Source organism: Amycolatopsis sp., from assembly GCF_035546795.1.
Taxonomy (GTDB): Bacteria; Actinomycetota; Actinomycetes; order Mycobacteriales; family Pseudonocardiaceae; genus Amycolatopsis_E.
This window is the reverse complement of sequence record NZ_DASZWC010000033.1, coordinates 51,626-64,719: the sequence shown is the minus strand read 5'-3', so window position 1 is coordinate 64,719 and position 13,094 is coordinate 51,626. Positions and strand designations below refer to the sequence as shown.

Below are 13,094 nucleotides of genomic sequence, written 5' to 3'. Positions count from 1 at the left end.
ACCCACACCCTATTGGCCCGAAGCCGGATGCACCGTCACTGTCGTGGCTTTGATCGACAGCCGGACCGGCGTGCCCGGCTCCAGCCGCAGGTCGGCGACGGCGGCGGGGGTCAGATCGGCGGACAAGCCGGCCTCCGTGCGCAGCCGGATCACCGGACCGTGTGGCTCGATCGTCGTCACCACGGTGGCGATGGTGTTCCGCGGGCTGCCCGGGTGACCGTCCTCGGCCGGGTACACGGCCACCGCGCTCGGCGCGAACACGGCCACCGCGGGCTCGCCGAGCGCCGTGTCGTCGGCGAGCAGGCCGGCGACCAGACGTTCTTCGGTCTGCAATCCTTCCGCCACGGCGATTCCCGGGATCAGGTTGAGGCCCGCGATCCGCGCGGTGAACGCCGTTCTCGGCGCGGCGAGCACCTCCCGCGTCGGCCCGCGTTCGACAGCCCGGCCCTCGGCGAGAACGAGCACGCGATCGGCCAGCGCGAGTGCGTCGAGCGGATCGTGGGTGACCAGCACGGTCGCGCGGTTGTCGTTGTTGCTCAGCACCCGGCGCAGCAGGCCGCGGATCGCGGGCGCCGAATCCACGTCGAGCGCCGCGAGCGGCTCGTCGAGCAGCAGCAGGTCGGGCTCGCCTGCCAGCGCGCGAGCCACCGCAACCCGCTGCGCCTGCCCGCCGGAAAGCTGCCGGGGCTTGCGGTCGGCGAACTCGGCCGCGTCGACCTCGGTCAGCCAGCGCCGCGCGATCCGCCGCGATTTGCCACGCGACGCCCCCTTCGACCGCGGCGAGAACGCGACATTGTCCACAACGGACAGATGCGGGAACAGCAACGGATCCTGCGAGAGCAGACCGACCGAACGGTCATGCGGCGGCAGCCCGTGCAGGTCCCGGTCGCCGAGCCGGATCGTCGCTCGCTGCGGCCGGAACAGCCCGGAGAGGCTGCCGAGCAGGCTGGACTTGCCCGAACCATTGGGCCCGAGTATCGCCAGCACCGTTCCGGCGGGTACCTCGAACTCCACCGCGAGGTCGAACGTGCCCCGCGTCAGCGCTATCTCGGCTCGCAGCATCACGACGCGTTGCCCTCCAGCGCCCGCGGCCTGGCCACGGCGATCACCACGATGGCGACCACGATCATCAGCAACGCCACCGCGACCGCACTGTCTATATCGGACTCGGCCTGCGTGTAGACCTCCAGCGGGAGCGTCCGCGTCACGCCTTCGAGGCTACCGGCGAACGTGATCGTCGCCCCGAACTCGCCCAGCGCCCGCGCGAAACTGAGCACCGCACCGGACCCGAGCGCGGGCAGCAGCAGTGGCAGGGTGACCCGCCGGAACACCGTCCACGGCTTCGCGCCGAGCGTCGCACCCACCTGTTCGTAGGAGTCGCCGGCGTTGCGCAGCGCCCCTTCGAGGCTCACCACCAGGAACGGCATCGCGACGAAGATCTGCGCGATCACCACGGCGGTGGTGGTGAACGGCACCGTCACGCCCAGCGTCACGTCCAGCAGGTAGCCGAGGAAACCCTTGCGCCCCAACAGATACAGCAACGCCAGCCCACCAACGACAGGCGGCAGCACGAGTGGCAGCAGCACGATCGCCCGCAGCACCCGGATCCCGGGCAGCGGCGACCGCGCGAGTACGACAGCCAACGGCACCCCGAGCACCACGCAGCCGATGGTCGAAAACGCGGCCGTCTCCAGCGAGAGCCGCAGGGACTCCAGCGCCGACTGCGAGACGATCAGCGACGGCAGCCGCCGCAGGTCGGACCGCACGAGCAGCCCGACCACCGGCAGCACGACCAGCAACAGTGCGAGTCCCGCCGGCACCCACAGCACCCACGGGACCTTCGCCCTGGGAACGGACCGGCTACTGGGCCGGCGAGCCAAAGCCCACCTTGGTCAGCTCCGCCTTGCCCTGTGCGCCGAGCACGAACTGCTCGAACTGCTGGGCAAGATCGGCCTGCGGGGCGTCCTTGAGCACCGCGATCGGGTAGTTGTTGATCGCCTGCGCCGACTCGGGGAAGTCCACCTGCGCGACCTTGCCCTGCGCGGTGTTGGCGTCGGTGACGTAGACCAGCCCGGCGTCGGCGTCCCCGGACTCGACCTTCGTCAGCACCTGCTTGACGTCCTGTTCCTCACTGACCGGTTTCAGCGTGACCCCGGTGTTCTTCTCCACCTTCGCGGTCGCCGAACCGCACGGCACCTGGGACGCGCAGACCACGACCTTGAGGCTTCCGTTCGACAGGTCGCCGAAGGTCTTGATGCTCTTCGGGTTGCCCGGCGCCGTCGCGATGGTCAGCTTGTTCGTCGCGAAGATCGTCGGCGCACCGTTCACCACCCCGCCCTGCACGGCCTTGGTCATGTTGGCTTCGTCCGCGGAGGCGAACACGTCGGCCTTCGCGCCGTTGGTCAGCTGCTGGACCAACGTCGAGGAGCCGCCGAAGTTGTAGGTCACGGTGACGCCGGGGTGCGCCGCCTCGAACTCGGTCTTGAGCACGTTGAACGATTCGGTGAGCGACGCGGCCGCGTACACGGTCAGCGTCCGAGCTTCCGGGGCACTGCTGGTGCCGCTGCTGCTGCCGGCGTTGTCGTTCGAGGAACCGCAGCCGGTGAGCACCAGTGCCAGGCCGGCGAGTCCCGCCAGTACTTTCTTCAACGCTCTCCTCCAGGAGTCTCGACGACGACCGTCGTCGCCTTCACCACAGCCACCGCGAGTACCCCGGGCCGCAGTCCGAGCTCGCGGACCGCTTCGGTGCTCATCAGCGAGACCACCCGGTGCGGACCGGACTGGATCTCCACCTGCGCCATCACCTTGTCCGCGGTCACCTCGGTGACCAGCCCGACGAACCGGTTGCGCGCCGAACGCCCGACGTCCGATGGATCGTCGGGCTGGGCTGCCTGGTCACGTGCGAAGGCGGCCAGCTCGGCTCCGTCGACCACTTTGCGGCCGGCCGAATCCACGCCGGCGGTCAGCTGGCCCGCGCGAACCCAGCGACGAACCGTGTCGTCGCTGACCCCGAGCAACCCGGCTGCTTCCGAAAACCGAAATTGCGGCATGCGGGCGAGATTATCTCCGTGCCTGCGGAAAAGCTATGAGTCCTGGCCGTCGAAGATGTCCGCGCGAACCGCGGCGATGATCTCGCGCTCGTACCGTTCCACCACGTCACGTTCCTCCGGACTGAAACGCTCGAGTACCTGTTCCATCGCGACCATCGCCGATGCGAACAACGGGAGGTATTTCTCTTCGTCCAGCGGCAGGATCTCGACCAGCACCTTGCGCCGGTCCTGCGTGTCGCGCACCCGGCGGACGAAACCCGCGCGCTCCAACCGGTCGATCACTCCGGTGACCGCACCGGTGGACAGGCCCGTGAGCTGCGCGATCCGGCCCGCTGTCAACGGTCCTTCCTCGCGTGAGGCGAGATCGAGCGCCTTGTGGTCGGTGCCGGAGAGCCCCATCCGCTCGGCGATCCGTGCGTGCCGGAGCACCGCGAGAGTGCTGGTTTCCCGCCCGAGTTCGGAAAAGCGCTCGAGTACCTCGGGCGGCACCGGGTACTTCGGCCGCTCCGTCATCCCGCTTCCTCCCCCGGACCTCTCTGCATTCGAAACACTCACCGTCCTACTGCGCCGATCGTTACCGATCCGATCGGCAGCCACGGCTACCAGCGAAACGTAGGTCGGCCGCCGGTGGCCGAGTCGGCCTACTTTGGATCGGATCGGTAAATAGTCTAGTGATCGTCGCGGGGCGGTCACGCGGGTTAGGCTGGTGCCAATGAGTGCGGTAAATCTCGGTCTTCCCCGTGTCCCGGGTACCCATGACGTGTCCGCGCCCCGACCGGACACGCCCGTGCTCGTCGATACGTTCGGCCGGGTCGCCACCGATCTGCGGGTGTCGCTGACCGATCGGTGCAACCTGCGCTGTACCTACTGCATGCCCGCCGAGGGCCTGCCGTGGCTACCCAAAGAAGAGGTACTGACCGACGCGGAACTGCTGCGCCTGATGCGGGTGGCGGTGGAGCGGCTCGGGGTCACCGACATCCGGCTCACCGGCGGCGAGCCGATGCTGCGGGCAGGGCTGGAAGAGCTGATCGCACAGATCTCCGCGCTGCGCCCGCGGCCACGACTTTCCATGACCACCAACGGCATCGGGCTCGCGAAGCGGGCACCGGCGCTGGCCGAGGCCGGGCTGAACCGGATCAACGTCTCGCTCGACACCGTCAACCCGGAGACCTTCCGCGAGATCGCCCGCCGCGACAGGCTCTCGCACGTCTTGGACGGGCTGGCTGCCGCGCGCGACGCCGGCCTTGGCCCGGTGAAGGTGAACGCGGTGCTGCTGCGCGGTGTGAACGAGAACGAGGCGCCGGATCTGCTGCGCTTCTGCCTCGAACACGGCTATCACCTTCGGTTCATCGAGCAGATGCCGCTGGACGCCCAGCACGGCTGGGACAGGTCGAACATGATCACCGCGGCCGAGATCATGTCGCGGCTGCAGGCGGAGTTTTCCTTGTCGCCCAGCCCCGCCGAGCGCGGCGGCGCGCCGGCCGAACGCTGGCTGGTGAACGGCGGGCCCGCCGACGTGGGCATCATCGCGTCGGTCACCCGGCCGTTCTGCGCGGCCTGTGAGCGCACCCGGCTCACCGCCGACGGCGCGGTGCGGTCCTGCCTGTTCAGCAACGACGAGACGGACCTGCGCGCCCTACTCCGCGGCGGAGCGGACGACGAAGAGGTGGCGCGCGCGTGGCGGCTGACCATGTGGGGCAAACTTGCCGGGCACGAGATCAACGACGCCGGGTTCGCGCAGCCGATCCGGCCGATGAGCGCGATCGGGGGCTGAGGCCGCGTGACGACGGTGCTGGTGCGTTATTTCGCCTCCGCACGGGCCGCCGCGGGTGTCGAGCAGGAGACCGTCCAGCTCCCCGCCGGCGTGTCGGTGCACGAGGCCCTCGGCGTGTTGCGTGAGCGCCATCCCAGCGACCTGCCCCGCGTGCTCGAAGCGGCGAGTTTTCTGATCGACGGAATCGCGGTCCGCGATCATTCCCGGCTCCTTCCGGATGGTTCGGAACTCGACGTTCTCCCGCCGTTTGCCGGTGGTTGATCGACGGTTCCCGGTCCGTTCAGAGCCTGGCACCAACGGACCAGTCGCGCCGAAACGACGTGACCCAGACCTCACGATCAGTGAAATATCTCGAGAAGGAAACGGCCCGGTAACGGCGAGCTGACCAGGAGAAACACCCAAATCGTTGTAGGTTGCGTGCCGTTACTGTGATGTAGGTCACGTACCGGATAATTTCCGATCACGCTCGCAGTTACGTACCGTCGCTTTTCGGCTGGCCCCGACCGGCCGAGCAAGACCGGGATTCCGAAAGCGCCAAACCCTGTCCGGCGGAATCCCGGAACCAAACCCCGAGCGAAAGTAGCTTCCGGACAGGGACGGAAGGGACCGGTCCTCGCCCCCGAAGCGCGGACCAGTCGGTAAGCCCGGATCCCGCCGGGTGACCCCGCGCCCCGAAAGGGCGCGCCTGCAAGCCTGGGCCTGTGGTCCGGCTCGACGGCGTGGAAGCCCGAGATATTTCGAATGTCCTACCGAGGCAAGCACCGCAAGCTGTCCCCCGCCGCCCGCAACATCGCCCGCGTCGCCGTGGCCGGTATCGCAGTCGGCACCCCGCTGGCCATCGCTGCGACCCCCGCGCAGGCAGCCAGCGTGAACTGGGACGCGATCGCGCAGTGCGAGAGCGGTGGCAACTGGAACACGAACACCGGCAACGGCTACTACGGTGGTCTGCAGTTCACGCAGAGCACCTGGAAGGCCTACGGCGGCACCGGCAGCCCGCAGGGCGCTTCGCGCGAGCAGCAGATCGCGGTCGCCGAGCGGGTTCTGCAGGGCCAGGGCCTGGGTGCCTGGCCGGTGTGTGGCAAGAAGGGTGGCTCGGCTTCGAGCTCGAGCAAGAGCACCAGCTCGAAGAAGACCGCCGCTCCGAAGGCCACCACCCCGAAGAAGTCCACGTCTTCGACTCCGAAGAAGGTCACCGCGCCCGCGGCGACCAGCGTGCCGAGCTCCAACCCCAACGGTGACTACACCGTCGTGGCCGGCGACACGCTGTCCAAGATCGCCCAGAAGGCCGGCGTTCAGGGCGGGTACCAGAAGCTGCAGTCGCTGAACGCCCAGTACATCCCCAACGCCAACCTGATCCTGGTCGGCCAGAAGATCGCCACCAAGTGACCTGTTGAAGGCCACTGGCGAGGTGACCTGTCGAAGGCCACCCGTCGTGCGATCGCGGGAAACGTGACGCCCTGAGTCCCGCGGGTTCAGGAGCTCCACGAAACCCTGTGACAGACCGAAGGCCCCACCGCCGATCCCCCGGGCGGTGGGGCCTTTCGGCGCGTCAGGGTGACTCTCGGTCGAGCGAGGGCAGCGGAGAGCTTCCCAGAAGCCGCAATGAGTCCCGTCAGGGCGAGTTGACCCATTCGTCCGTGCCGTCCGCGAAGCGCTGGTGCTTCCAGACCGGCAGCCGGGACTTGACCTCGTCCACGAGCTCCGCACAGACGGCGAAAGCTTCGGCGCGGTGGTCGGCGGCGACGGCACAGGCCAGCGCCACATCCCCGATAGCGAGCGCGCCCAGCCGGTGACTGATGGCCACCACCCGCACGCCTTCCCGGCGGGCGACCACCTCGGCCACCACGCGGGCCAGCACGTCGCCCGCGCTCGGGTGCCCTTCGTAGTACAGCGTCGAAACGGATTTGCCGCCGTCGTGGTTTCGGACCACGCCACCGAAACTGACCACGGCGCCGGCGCCCTGGTCCTCGACCAGCGCGGCATGCGCCTCGACGGACAACGGCTGCTCGGTCACCTGCGCGAGCGCGATCCGCGGCGGGGTCACCGGAGTGGTCGGCACCGGCTGTGGGCCCGCAGCCGCGGCCGGGCGCGGGTGGTCGACGCCGGCGAGCTGGTCGACGGCGTGGTCCAGCACGCCCTCCAGTACGCCGAGGCCGTCCTTCACCCCACCTCGCGAGCCGGGCAGGTTCACCACGAGCGTCTTGCCCGCGACCCCGGCCAGCCCGCGCGACAGCACGGCTGTCGGCACCTTGGGCAGGCCGGCGCCACGAATCGCCTCGGCGAGCCCCGGCAGCTGGTGGTCCAGCACCGCCGCCGTCTCGTCCGGGGTGCGGTCGGTCGGCGAGATGCCGGTGCCGCCGGTGGTGATGATGACTTCCACGTCGTCACGCAGGCACTCACGCAACGCCTTGCCCACCTCTTCGCCGTCCGGCACCACCAGCGGCTCGGGCACTTCGTAGGCGTGCTCGGTCAACCACTGCGCGATCACCGGCCCGGTGTGGTCGGCATAGACCCCGGCGGACGCGCGGTTCGACGCGACGATCACCCGTGCGGTGCGCTTCATGGCCGCTCCCAGACTCCGGTTTTGCCGCCGTCCTTGCGCTCCAGCCGGACTTCGTCCAGCGTGGCGGCCGGATCGACGGCTTTGATCATGTCGTGCACCGTGAGCCCGGCGACGGCGACGGCGGTGAGCGCCTCCATCTCCACGCCGGTGACGTCCTTCGTCTTGGCGGTGGCCGTGATCCGGACTTCGGCCGCGCCGAGTTCGAACTCGACCTTGACCCCGGACAGCGCGATCTGGTGACAGAGCGGGATCAGGTCGGGCACCTTCTTCGCGCCCATGATCCCGGCTATCCGCGCGGTCGCCAGCGCGTCGCCCTTGGGCAGACCGTTGGACGAGAGCAGCCCGACCACCTCGGCCGTGGTCCGCACGACGCCGGTCGCGACCGCCGTGCGGGCCGTGGCCTCCTTGCCGGAGACATCGACCATCCGGGCCGCCCCGGTCCGGTCGACGTGGCTGAGTTCACTCACATCCGCGACACTAGCTTCTGGCTCCCGTTCGTTTCGCGGCTGCCTTCACAGCGTCGGCGACGGCCGGCGCGACGGCGGAGTCGAACACGCTGGGCACGATGAACGAGGCGTTGAGCCGGTCGTCGACCACGTCCGCGATCGCGTTCGCGGCGGCGAGCAGCATCTCGTCGTCGATGTCGTGCGCCTGCGCGTCGAGCAGCCCGCGGAAGACCCCGGGGAAGGCGAGCACGTTGTTGATCTGGTTCGGGTAGTCGCTGCGCCCGGTGGCCACGACCGCGGCGTGCTTCTGCGCCTCCAGCGGATCGATTTCCGGGTCCGGATTGGCCAGCGCGAACACCACCGCCTTGTCGGCCATGGTGGCGACCTGCTCGGCGCCGAACAGGTTCGGCGCCGACACCCCGATGAACACGTCGGCCCCGACGAGCGCGTCGTGCAGGCTGCCCGACACGTTGTCCTTGTTGGTCTTCTCCGCGAGCCAGCGCAGGTTCTCGTCGGTGTCGCCGCGCCCGGCATGCACGATGCCGTTGATGTCGGCGGCGATCACGTCGCCGGGCTTCTTGTGCAGCAGCAGGCGGACGATGGCCGAACCGGCCGCGCCGGCGCCGCTGACCACGATTTTGCAGTCCTCGATGTTCTTGCCGACCACGCGCAGGGCGTTGCGCAGCGCGGCGACCACCACGATCGCGGTGCCGTGCTGGTCGTCGTGGAACACCGGGATGTCCAGCTGCTCACGCAGCCGCGCCTCGATCTCGAAGCAGCGCGGCGCGGCGATGTCCTCGAGGTTGATCCCGGCGTACACCGGCGCCAGCGCCTTGACGATCTTGATGATCTCCTCGGTGTCCTGGGTGTCCAGGCACACCGGCCACGCGTCCACGTCGGCGAACTTCTTGAACAGCGCCGCCTTGCCCTCCATCACCGGCAGCGCGGCCTCCGGGCCGATGTTGCCGAGACCGAGCACGGCCGAGCCGTCGGTGACGACGGCGACGGTGTTGCGCTTGATGGTCAGCCGGCGCGCGTCGGCGGGGTTCGCCGCGATCGCCTGGCAGACCCGGGCCACGCCCGGGGTGTAGGCGCGGGACAGATCGTCACGGTTGCGCAGCTGCACCTTGGGCGTGACGGAGAGCTTCCCGCCGAGGTGCATGAGGAACGTGCGGTCGGAAACCTTGCGCACGCGAACGCCGGGCAGCGAGTCGAGTTCCTTGGTGATGTCCTCGACGTGGTCGGCGTTGGAAACGTTCGCGGTGATGTCGACCACGATCGCGTCGGCGTTCGAATCCACGATGTCGAACGCGGTGAGCACGCCGCCCACCCGGCCGACGGCGGTCGTGAGATCGCCCGCTGCGCTCGCCGAAGGCGGCGCCTCGACACGGACAGTGATCGAATAACCGGGGCCGGGAACCGGCACTGTCGTTACCCCTTACTTGTTGATTTGTGTCTCCGGGTGCACGTAGGGCACCGTGTCGAGCGGGAAGGTCAGGTCGCCGTACGGCGACAGCGCGCCCTGCCGGTCGGCCGCGAGCTCGGTCACCGGGTGCTCACCCTCGGGAACCTGCGGCCAGGTCGGGTCGATCCGTCCGGCCTTTTTGCCGTTTTCCTTGGCCACGTCGTCCTCCCGGGTCTGGCCTGCCTGTGCTTCCTTCAGTTTGCCTCAACGCGGGCGGTGCGCGGAGATCAGGGCGGTATCCTGAACAGTGATGCCCGCGACCTCTCTGGCGGACTGGCTGCGTTCCGCGTCCGACGACGAGTTGGCCGCGCTTTTGCAGGCCAGGCGCGACCTGGCCACCCCGCCCCCTTCCGACAGCACGGTGCTCGCTACGCGCGCGGGCACGGCCGGCTCCACCGCCCGTTCGCTGGAGGAGCTCGACACGTTCACCCTCGCTGTGCTGGACGCCCTGCTGGTCGCCGACGCCGACACTCAGCCGGTGCCGCTCGCGCCGGTCGCCGAGCTGGTGGGTGCCGATCCCGCTCCGGCGCTGGCCCGGCTGAAGACTCGCGCCATCGCCTGGGGCGACGACGACGCGATCCGGGTGCTGCCGGTCACGCGGGAGATCGTCGGCCCGTACCCGGCCGGGCTCGGCGCTTCGGTGCCCGCGCTGGCCGGGTTCGACCTCGCCGAGCTGACGGACGAGGAGCGTGGCGTCCTCGGCGCCCTCGCGTCAGGTCCGCCGATCGGGCGCAGTCGGGACGCGGCGGTGGAGGTACCGCTGGAGCAAGCGAAAACCCCGGTACAGCGGCTGCTGGCGCGCGGCTTGTTGTTGCGCCGCAACAACGACACGGTGGAGCTGCCCCGCGAGCTCGGCGTCGCGCTGCGCGGTGGTCGCGCGGTCTCGCCGGGCGCGATCGAGGAACCGGCACTGCCGACCAACTCGCACCAACAGTCCACTGTGGACGAAGCGGCGGCCGGCGAGGCGGCGGAATTCCTGCGCCAGCTGGAATCCCTGCTGAACCTGTGGTCCGAGCAGCCGCCGCCGGTGCTCAAGGCGGGCGGGCTCGGCGTGCGGGAGCTGCGGAAGTTGGCGCGTGAGCTCGACGTCGACGACGTGCGGGCCACGGTGCTCGCGGAGCTGGCCGTGGGCGCCGGCCTGGTCGCGGACAGCGGGTCGGCCACGCCCGAATGGGTGCCGACCACCTTGACCGATTCGTGGCTCGCTTCGGCTCCCGCCCAGCGCTGGCTCACCCTCGCGCAGGCCTGGCTGGACCTGCCACGATTGCCAGGCCTGGCAGGTCAGCGGGATTCGAAGGACAAGGCGATGGCCCCGCTGTCGGACGATTTACGTCGGCCGCTCGCCCCGGTGAATCGCCGGCGGATCCTGGAAAGCCTGCTCGAACTTCCTGACGGCTCGGGCGTGAAGAGCGTTGACGAGCTGGTCGCGGTACTGGCCTGGCGCGCGCCCCGGCGTGGCGGGCGGCTGCGGGACGAGACGGTCCGCTGGACGATGGCCGAGGCGTCGATCCTCGGTGTGGTCGCGCTCGGCGCACTGACCACCGCGACGAAGGCGCTCCTGGCCGAAGACCGTAGCGGCGCCTTGAACGCGATGATCGACGCGATGCCCGCCCCGATCGACCACGTACTGGTGCAAGCCGATCTGACCGTCGTCGCGCCGGGCCCGCTGGAGCCGGAACTCGCCACGGAGATCAAGACGGTCGCGGACGTCGAATCGGCCGGGCACGCAACGGTCTACCGGATCACCGAAGCAACGGTGCGCCGCGCGCTCGACGCGGGCCGCACGGCGGACGAGCTACATGAACTGTTCCGCGCCCGCTCGGCCACCCCGGTGCCACAGTCCCTCACTTACCTGATCGACGACGTCGCCCGCCGCCACGGCCGCTTGCGAGGTGGCGCCGCCGCGTCCTTCCTGCGCTGTGACGACGAGGTGCTACTGGCCGAGGTGCTGGGAAACCCGGTCGCGACCGAATACGAACTACGCAAAATCGCGCCGACGGTGCTCGTGAGCCCGATCCCGCTGGCCGAAGTTCTCGACGGTTTGCGTGCCGCCGGTTTCGCCCCCGCCGCCGAAGGCCCGGACGGCCGGGTACTCGACCTCCGCCCGAGCGGTCGGCGAATTCCCGCCCGCCCCAAGCAAACCCGCCGTGTGACGGGTGAACCGGCAGGGCCCAACTCGGACCAGCTGAGCACGGTGATCGCCCACCTCCGTGCCGGCGACCGTGCAGCGAGCCGACGTCGGGGCGCGGAAGTGCGGCTCCCCGCCGGCGGTGGCGGTTCGGACACCTCCGCGACGATGGCCCTACTGGCCCGTGCGAGCCGAGAACAGCGCGAGGTGTGGATCGGCTTTGTCGATTCGCATGGCACCGCCAGCCAGCGGATCGTCACCCCCGCGCATGTCGGTGGTGGCGTGCTGATGAGCACGGATGATCAGCGCTTCCCCTTGCACCGCATCACTTCCGCCGCATTGATCGAGGACTGACAGCGCTTTCGCAGGCTGCTACCCGCCCGGCAACGCAAGCCGACGACCACCACGCCCAGACCCCGCCACCGAATCGATCCCCAGCGCCGAACACTGCGTAACCCTTGCTACGCAAGGGAAAACGATCTCCTCGCCGGAGGGGCAGGCTCAAGGACGCCCAGGGGCCCGTAGCTCGACCGCCGGTCTTCGAGGTGGGCGAGTTGTGGTCATCCCGTCGCCTGCGGAAGCGGTACCACTTCACCCCGGGCAGGCGACGGGATGACCACCCAACTCTGGGGCCTTTCAAAGCCCTCGCAAACCGTCCAGCACGCGCGCCATGAACTGCCGGGAGGAACGGTCCCCGAAGGACAAACCGGGCTGGTGGATCATCACCAGCTCCAGGTTGTCCATGTCGCTGACCAGCACCTTCACCACGTTCAACGGCAGGTACAGGAACGCCGCGATCTCCGCGATCGAGCGTGGCTCCACACACAGATCACAGATTCGCCTGTGCTGCACCGAAACCGCACCCTCGTACCGGCGGCCACGGTCGCTTGTGGACACCAGGGCTTCCAGCGCCAGCTCGTAGTCGGGGCGCGTCCGGCCGCGGGTGTGGGCATAAGGGCGCATCATGCGGCGGCCCATCGAGCGCGGCGGGGGCGGCGAAGCCGGGGCCGGCACCGGGGCGGGGGCACGCTTCACGCCCGGCAACGACCGCACCGCCGTCAGCACGGCCGAACGATTCAGCTTGAACCGCGCCGGGGAATCCAGCGGCTCACGGTCCGCGCCCTGGTGCAGGGCTTCCCACTCGTCAAGTTCGGGGCCCGGGGCCCCGTTCGTCAGTCCTCGCATCGCCTACCCGCGCACGCCGCCCTGGAGCTGCATCCGCAACTCCGGCGTCATCTGCTGACCGACCCGGTCGACCAGCAGGGTCATTTCGTAAGCAACCGTGCCGATGTCACAGTTCGGCGCGGCCAGCACCGCCAGGCACGAGCCATCGCTGATCGACATCAGGAACAGGTAACCGCGCTCCATCTCCACGACGGTCTGGTTCACCACGCCGGCGTCGAAACATCGCGCCGCACCGAGAGTCAAGCTCACCAGGCCGGAGGAAACCGCGGACAGCTGGTCGGCGCGATCCTTCGGCAACCCGTCCGAACTCGCCAACAGCAGACCGTCCGCGGACACGACCACGGCGTGCGCCGCGCCAGGGACCCTGCGCACGAAATCGGTGATCAGCCAGCCGAAGCTGCCCGCCTGTTGAGCCGGCGCTGTCACTGGTGCCTCCTCGCCGATCGAAGCGGTAGTCGCGATTATTCCCTGTCAGGGTATTCC

15 protein-coding genes are annotated in these 13,094 nt (G+C 69.4%); 4 read left to right on the top strand and 11 right to left on the bottom strand.

Annotated elements, in window-relative coordinates; genetic code table 11:
* Window positions 1–9: 9 nt before the first annotated feature.
* Genes VHD82_RS20110 through VHD82_RS20090 form a run of 5 tightly spaced genes read right to left on the bottom strand, consistent with a single transcriptional unit; the run spans window position 10 to window position 3,563 of the window.
* Entirely contained in the window at window positions 10–1,065 is a 1,056-nt protein-coding gene (locus VHD82_RS20110) for a sulfate/molybdate ABC transporter ATP-binding protein (protein WP_325705857.1), read from the bottom strand.
* On the bottom strand, window positions 1,062–1,829 hold the full coding sequence (locus tag VHD82_RS20105) for an ABC transporter permease (RefSeq protein WP_325705854.1): 768 nt from the start codon (window positions 1,827–1,829) through the stop codon (window positions 1,062–1,064). The genes VHD82_RS20110 and VHD82_RS20105 overlap by 4 nt, the downstream gene beginning before the upstream one ends.
* 31 nt (window positions 1,830–1,860) lie before the next feature.
* On the bottom strand, window positions 1,861–2,649 hold the full coding sequence (gene modA / locus VHD82_RS20100; RefSeq protein ID WP_325705851.1) for a molybdate ABC transporter substrate-binding protein: 789 nt from the start codon (window positions 2,647–2,649) through the stop codon (window positions 1,861–1,863).
* Window positions 2,646–3,050 carry a TOBE domain-containing protein gene (locus VHD82_RS20095; protein WP_325705848.1) on the bottom strand — a complete coding sequence of 135 codons (405 nt, stop codon included), beginning with the start codon at window positions 3,048–3,050 and terminating at the stop codon, window positions 2,646–2,648. Before VHD82_RS20095 ends, modA begins: the two co-directional genes overlap by 4 nt.
* Window positions 3,051–3,083: 33 nt before the next feature.
* A complete protein-coding gene (locus VHD82_RS20090; RefSeq protein ID WP_325705845.1) occupies window positions 3,084–3,563 on the bottom strand; it encodes a MarR family transcriptional regulator in 480 nt (159 codons plus the stop codon).
* Window positions 3,564–3,762: 199 nt separating this feature from the next.
* Here VHD82_RS20090 and moaA point away from each other — a divergent pair, with 199 nt between their 5' ends.
* The 3 genes from moaA to VHD82_RS20075 all read left to right on the top strand — a co-directional run bounded on the left by moaA (window position 3,763) and on the right by VHD82_RS20075 (window position 6,210).
* A complete protein-coding gene (moaA, locus tag VHD82_RS20085; protein WP_325705843.1) occupies window positions 3,763–4,824 on the top strand; it encodes a GTP 3',8-cyclase MoaA in 1,062 nt (353 codons plus the stop codon).
* Window positions 4,825–4,830: 6 nt separating this feature from the next.
* Window positions 4,831–5,085, top strand: a complete 255-nt coding sequence (locus VHD82_RS20080; protein ID WP_325705840.1) for a MoaD/ThiS family protein — start codon at window positions 4,831–4,833, stop codon at window positions 5,083–5,085.
* A 480-nt stretch (window positions 5,086–5,565) separates the two neighbouring features.
* Window positions 5,566–6,210, top strand: coding sequence for a transglycosylase family protein (locus VHD82_RS20075; RefSeq protein WP_325705837.1), 645 nt, complete (start codon window positions 5,566–5,568; stop codon window positions 6,208–6,210).
* 226 nt (window positions 6,211–6,436) lie between these two features.
* Here VHD82_RS20075 and VHD82_RS20070 read toward each other — a convergent pair whose 3' ends face one another.
* Genes VHD82_RS20070 through VHD82_RS20055 form a run of 4 tightly spaced genes read right to left on the bottom strand, consistent with a single transcriptional unit; the run spans window position 6,437 to window position 9,457 of the window.
* Window positions 6,437–7,387, bottom strand: a complete 951-nt coding sequence (locus VHD82_RS20070; protein WP_325705835.1) for a molybdenum cofactor biosynthesis protein MoaE — start codon at window positions 7,385–7,387, stop codon at window positions 6,437–6,439.
* Complete coding sequence (moaC, locus tag VHD82_RS20065; protein ID WP_325705831.1) at window positions 7,384–7,854, bottom strand: cyclic pyranopterin monophosphate synthase MoaC; 471 nt, start codon at window positions 7,852–7,854, stop codon at window positions 7,384–7,386. Before moaC ends, VHD82_RS20070 begins: the two co-directional genes overlap by 4 nt.
* Before the next feature lie 10 nt (window positions 7,855–7,864).
* Window positions 7,865–9,259 (bottom strand): NAD-dependent malic enzyme, encoded by a 1,395-nt coding sequence (locus VHD82_RS20060; RefSeq protein ID WP_325705828.1) that lies wholly within the window; start codon window positions 9,257–9,259, stop codon window positions 7,865–7,867.
* Window positions 9,260–9,271: 12 nt separating this feature from the next.
* Window positions 9,272–9,457: a hypothetical protein gene (locus tag VHD82_RS20055; protein WP_325705825.1), complete on the bottom strand. Its 186-nt coding sequence runs from the start codon at window positions 9,455–9,457 to the stop codon at window positions 9,272–9,274.
* 91 nt (window positions 9,458–9,548) lie between these two features.
* Here VHD82_RS20055 and VHD82_RS20050 point away from each other — a divergent pair, with 91 nt between their 5' ends.
* Window positions 9,549–11,780, top strand: a complete 2,232-nt coding sequence (locus VHD82_RS20050; RefSeq protein ID WP_325705822.1) for a helicase-associated domain-containing protein — start codon at window positions 9,549–9,551, stop codon at window positions 11,778–11,780.
* Between the two features lie 282 nt (window positions 11,781–12,062).
* Here the strand turns inward: VHD82_RS20050 and VHD82_RS20045 are convergent, their stop codons facing one another.
* Both VHD82_RS20045 and VHD82_RS20040 read right to left on the bottom strand, forming a co-directional pair.
* The gene (locus VHD82_RS20045; RefSeq protein WP_325705819.1) at window positions 12,063–12,611 is read right to left on the bottom strand and encodes a DUF742 domain-containing protein; all 549 of its coding nucleotides are present in this window, start codon (window positions 12,609–12,611) and stop codon (window positions 12,063–12,065) included.
* Between the two features lie 3 nt (window positions 12,612–12,614).
* Complete coding sequence (locus VHD82_RS20040; RefSeq protein WP_325705817.1) at window positions 12,615–13,037, bottom strand: roadblock/LC7 domain-containing protein; 423 nt, start codon at window positions 13,035–13,037, stop codon at window positions 12,615–12,617.
* Between the last annotated feature and the right edge of the window lie 57 nt (window positions 13,038–13,094).

Coding starts and splice junctions, on each gene's coding strand:
- VHD82_RS20070 (WP_325705835.1), bottom strand. CDS start 7,387: ATGAAGCGCACCGCACGGGTGATCGTCGCGTCGAACCGCGCGTCCGCC.
- moaA (WP_325705843.1), top strand. CDS start 3,763: ATGAGTGCGGTAAATCTCGGTCTTCCCCGTGTCCCGGGTACCCATGAC.
- VHD82_RS20050 (WP_325705822.1), top strand. CDS start 9,549: ATGCCCGCGACCTCTCTGGCGGACTGGCTGCGTTCCGCGTCCGACGAC.
- VHD82_RS20095 (WP_325705848.1), bottom strand. CDS start 3,050: ATGCCGCAATTTCGGTTTTCGGAAGCAGCCGGGTTGCTCGGGGTCAGC.
- VHD82_RS20090 (WP_325705845.1), bottom strand. CDS start 3,563: ATGACGGAGCGGCCGAAGTACCCGGTGCCGCCCGAGGTACTCGAGCGC.
- VHD82_RS20045 (WP_325705819.1), bottom strand. CDS start 12,611: ATGCGAGGACTGACGAACGGGGCCCCGGGCCCCGAACTTGACGAGTGG.
- VHD82_RS20075 (WP_325705837.1), top strand. CDS start 5,566: ATGTCCTACCGAGGCAAGCACCGCAAGCTGTCCCCCGCCGCCCGCAAC.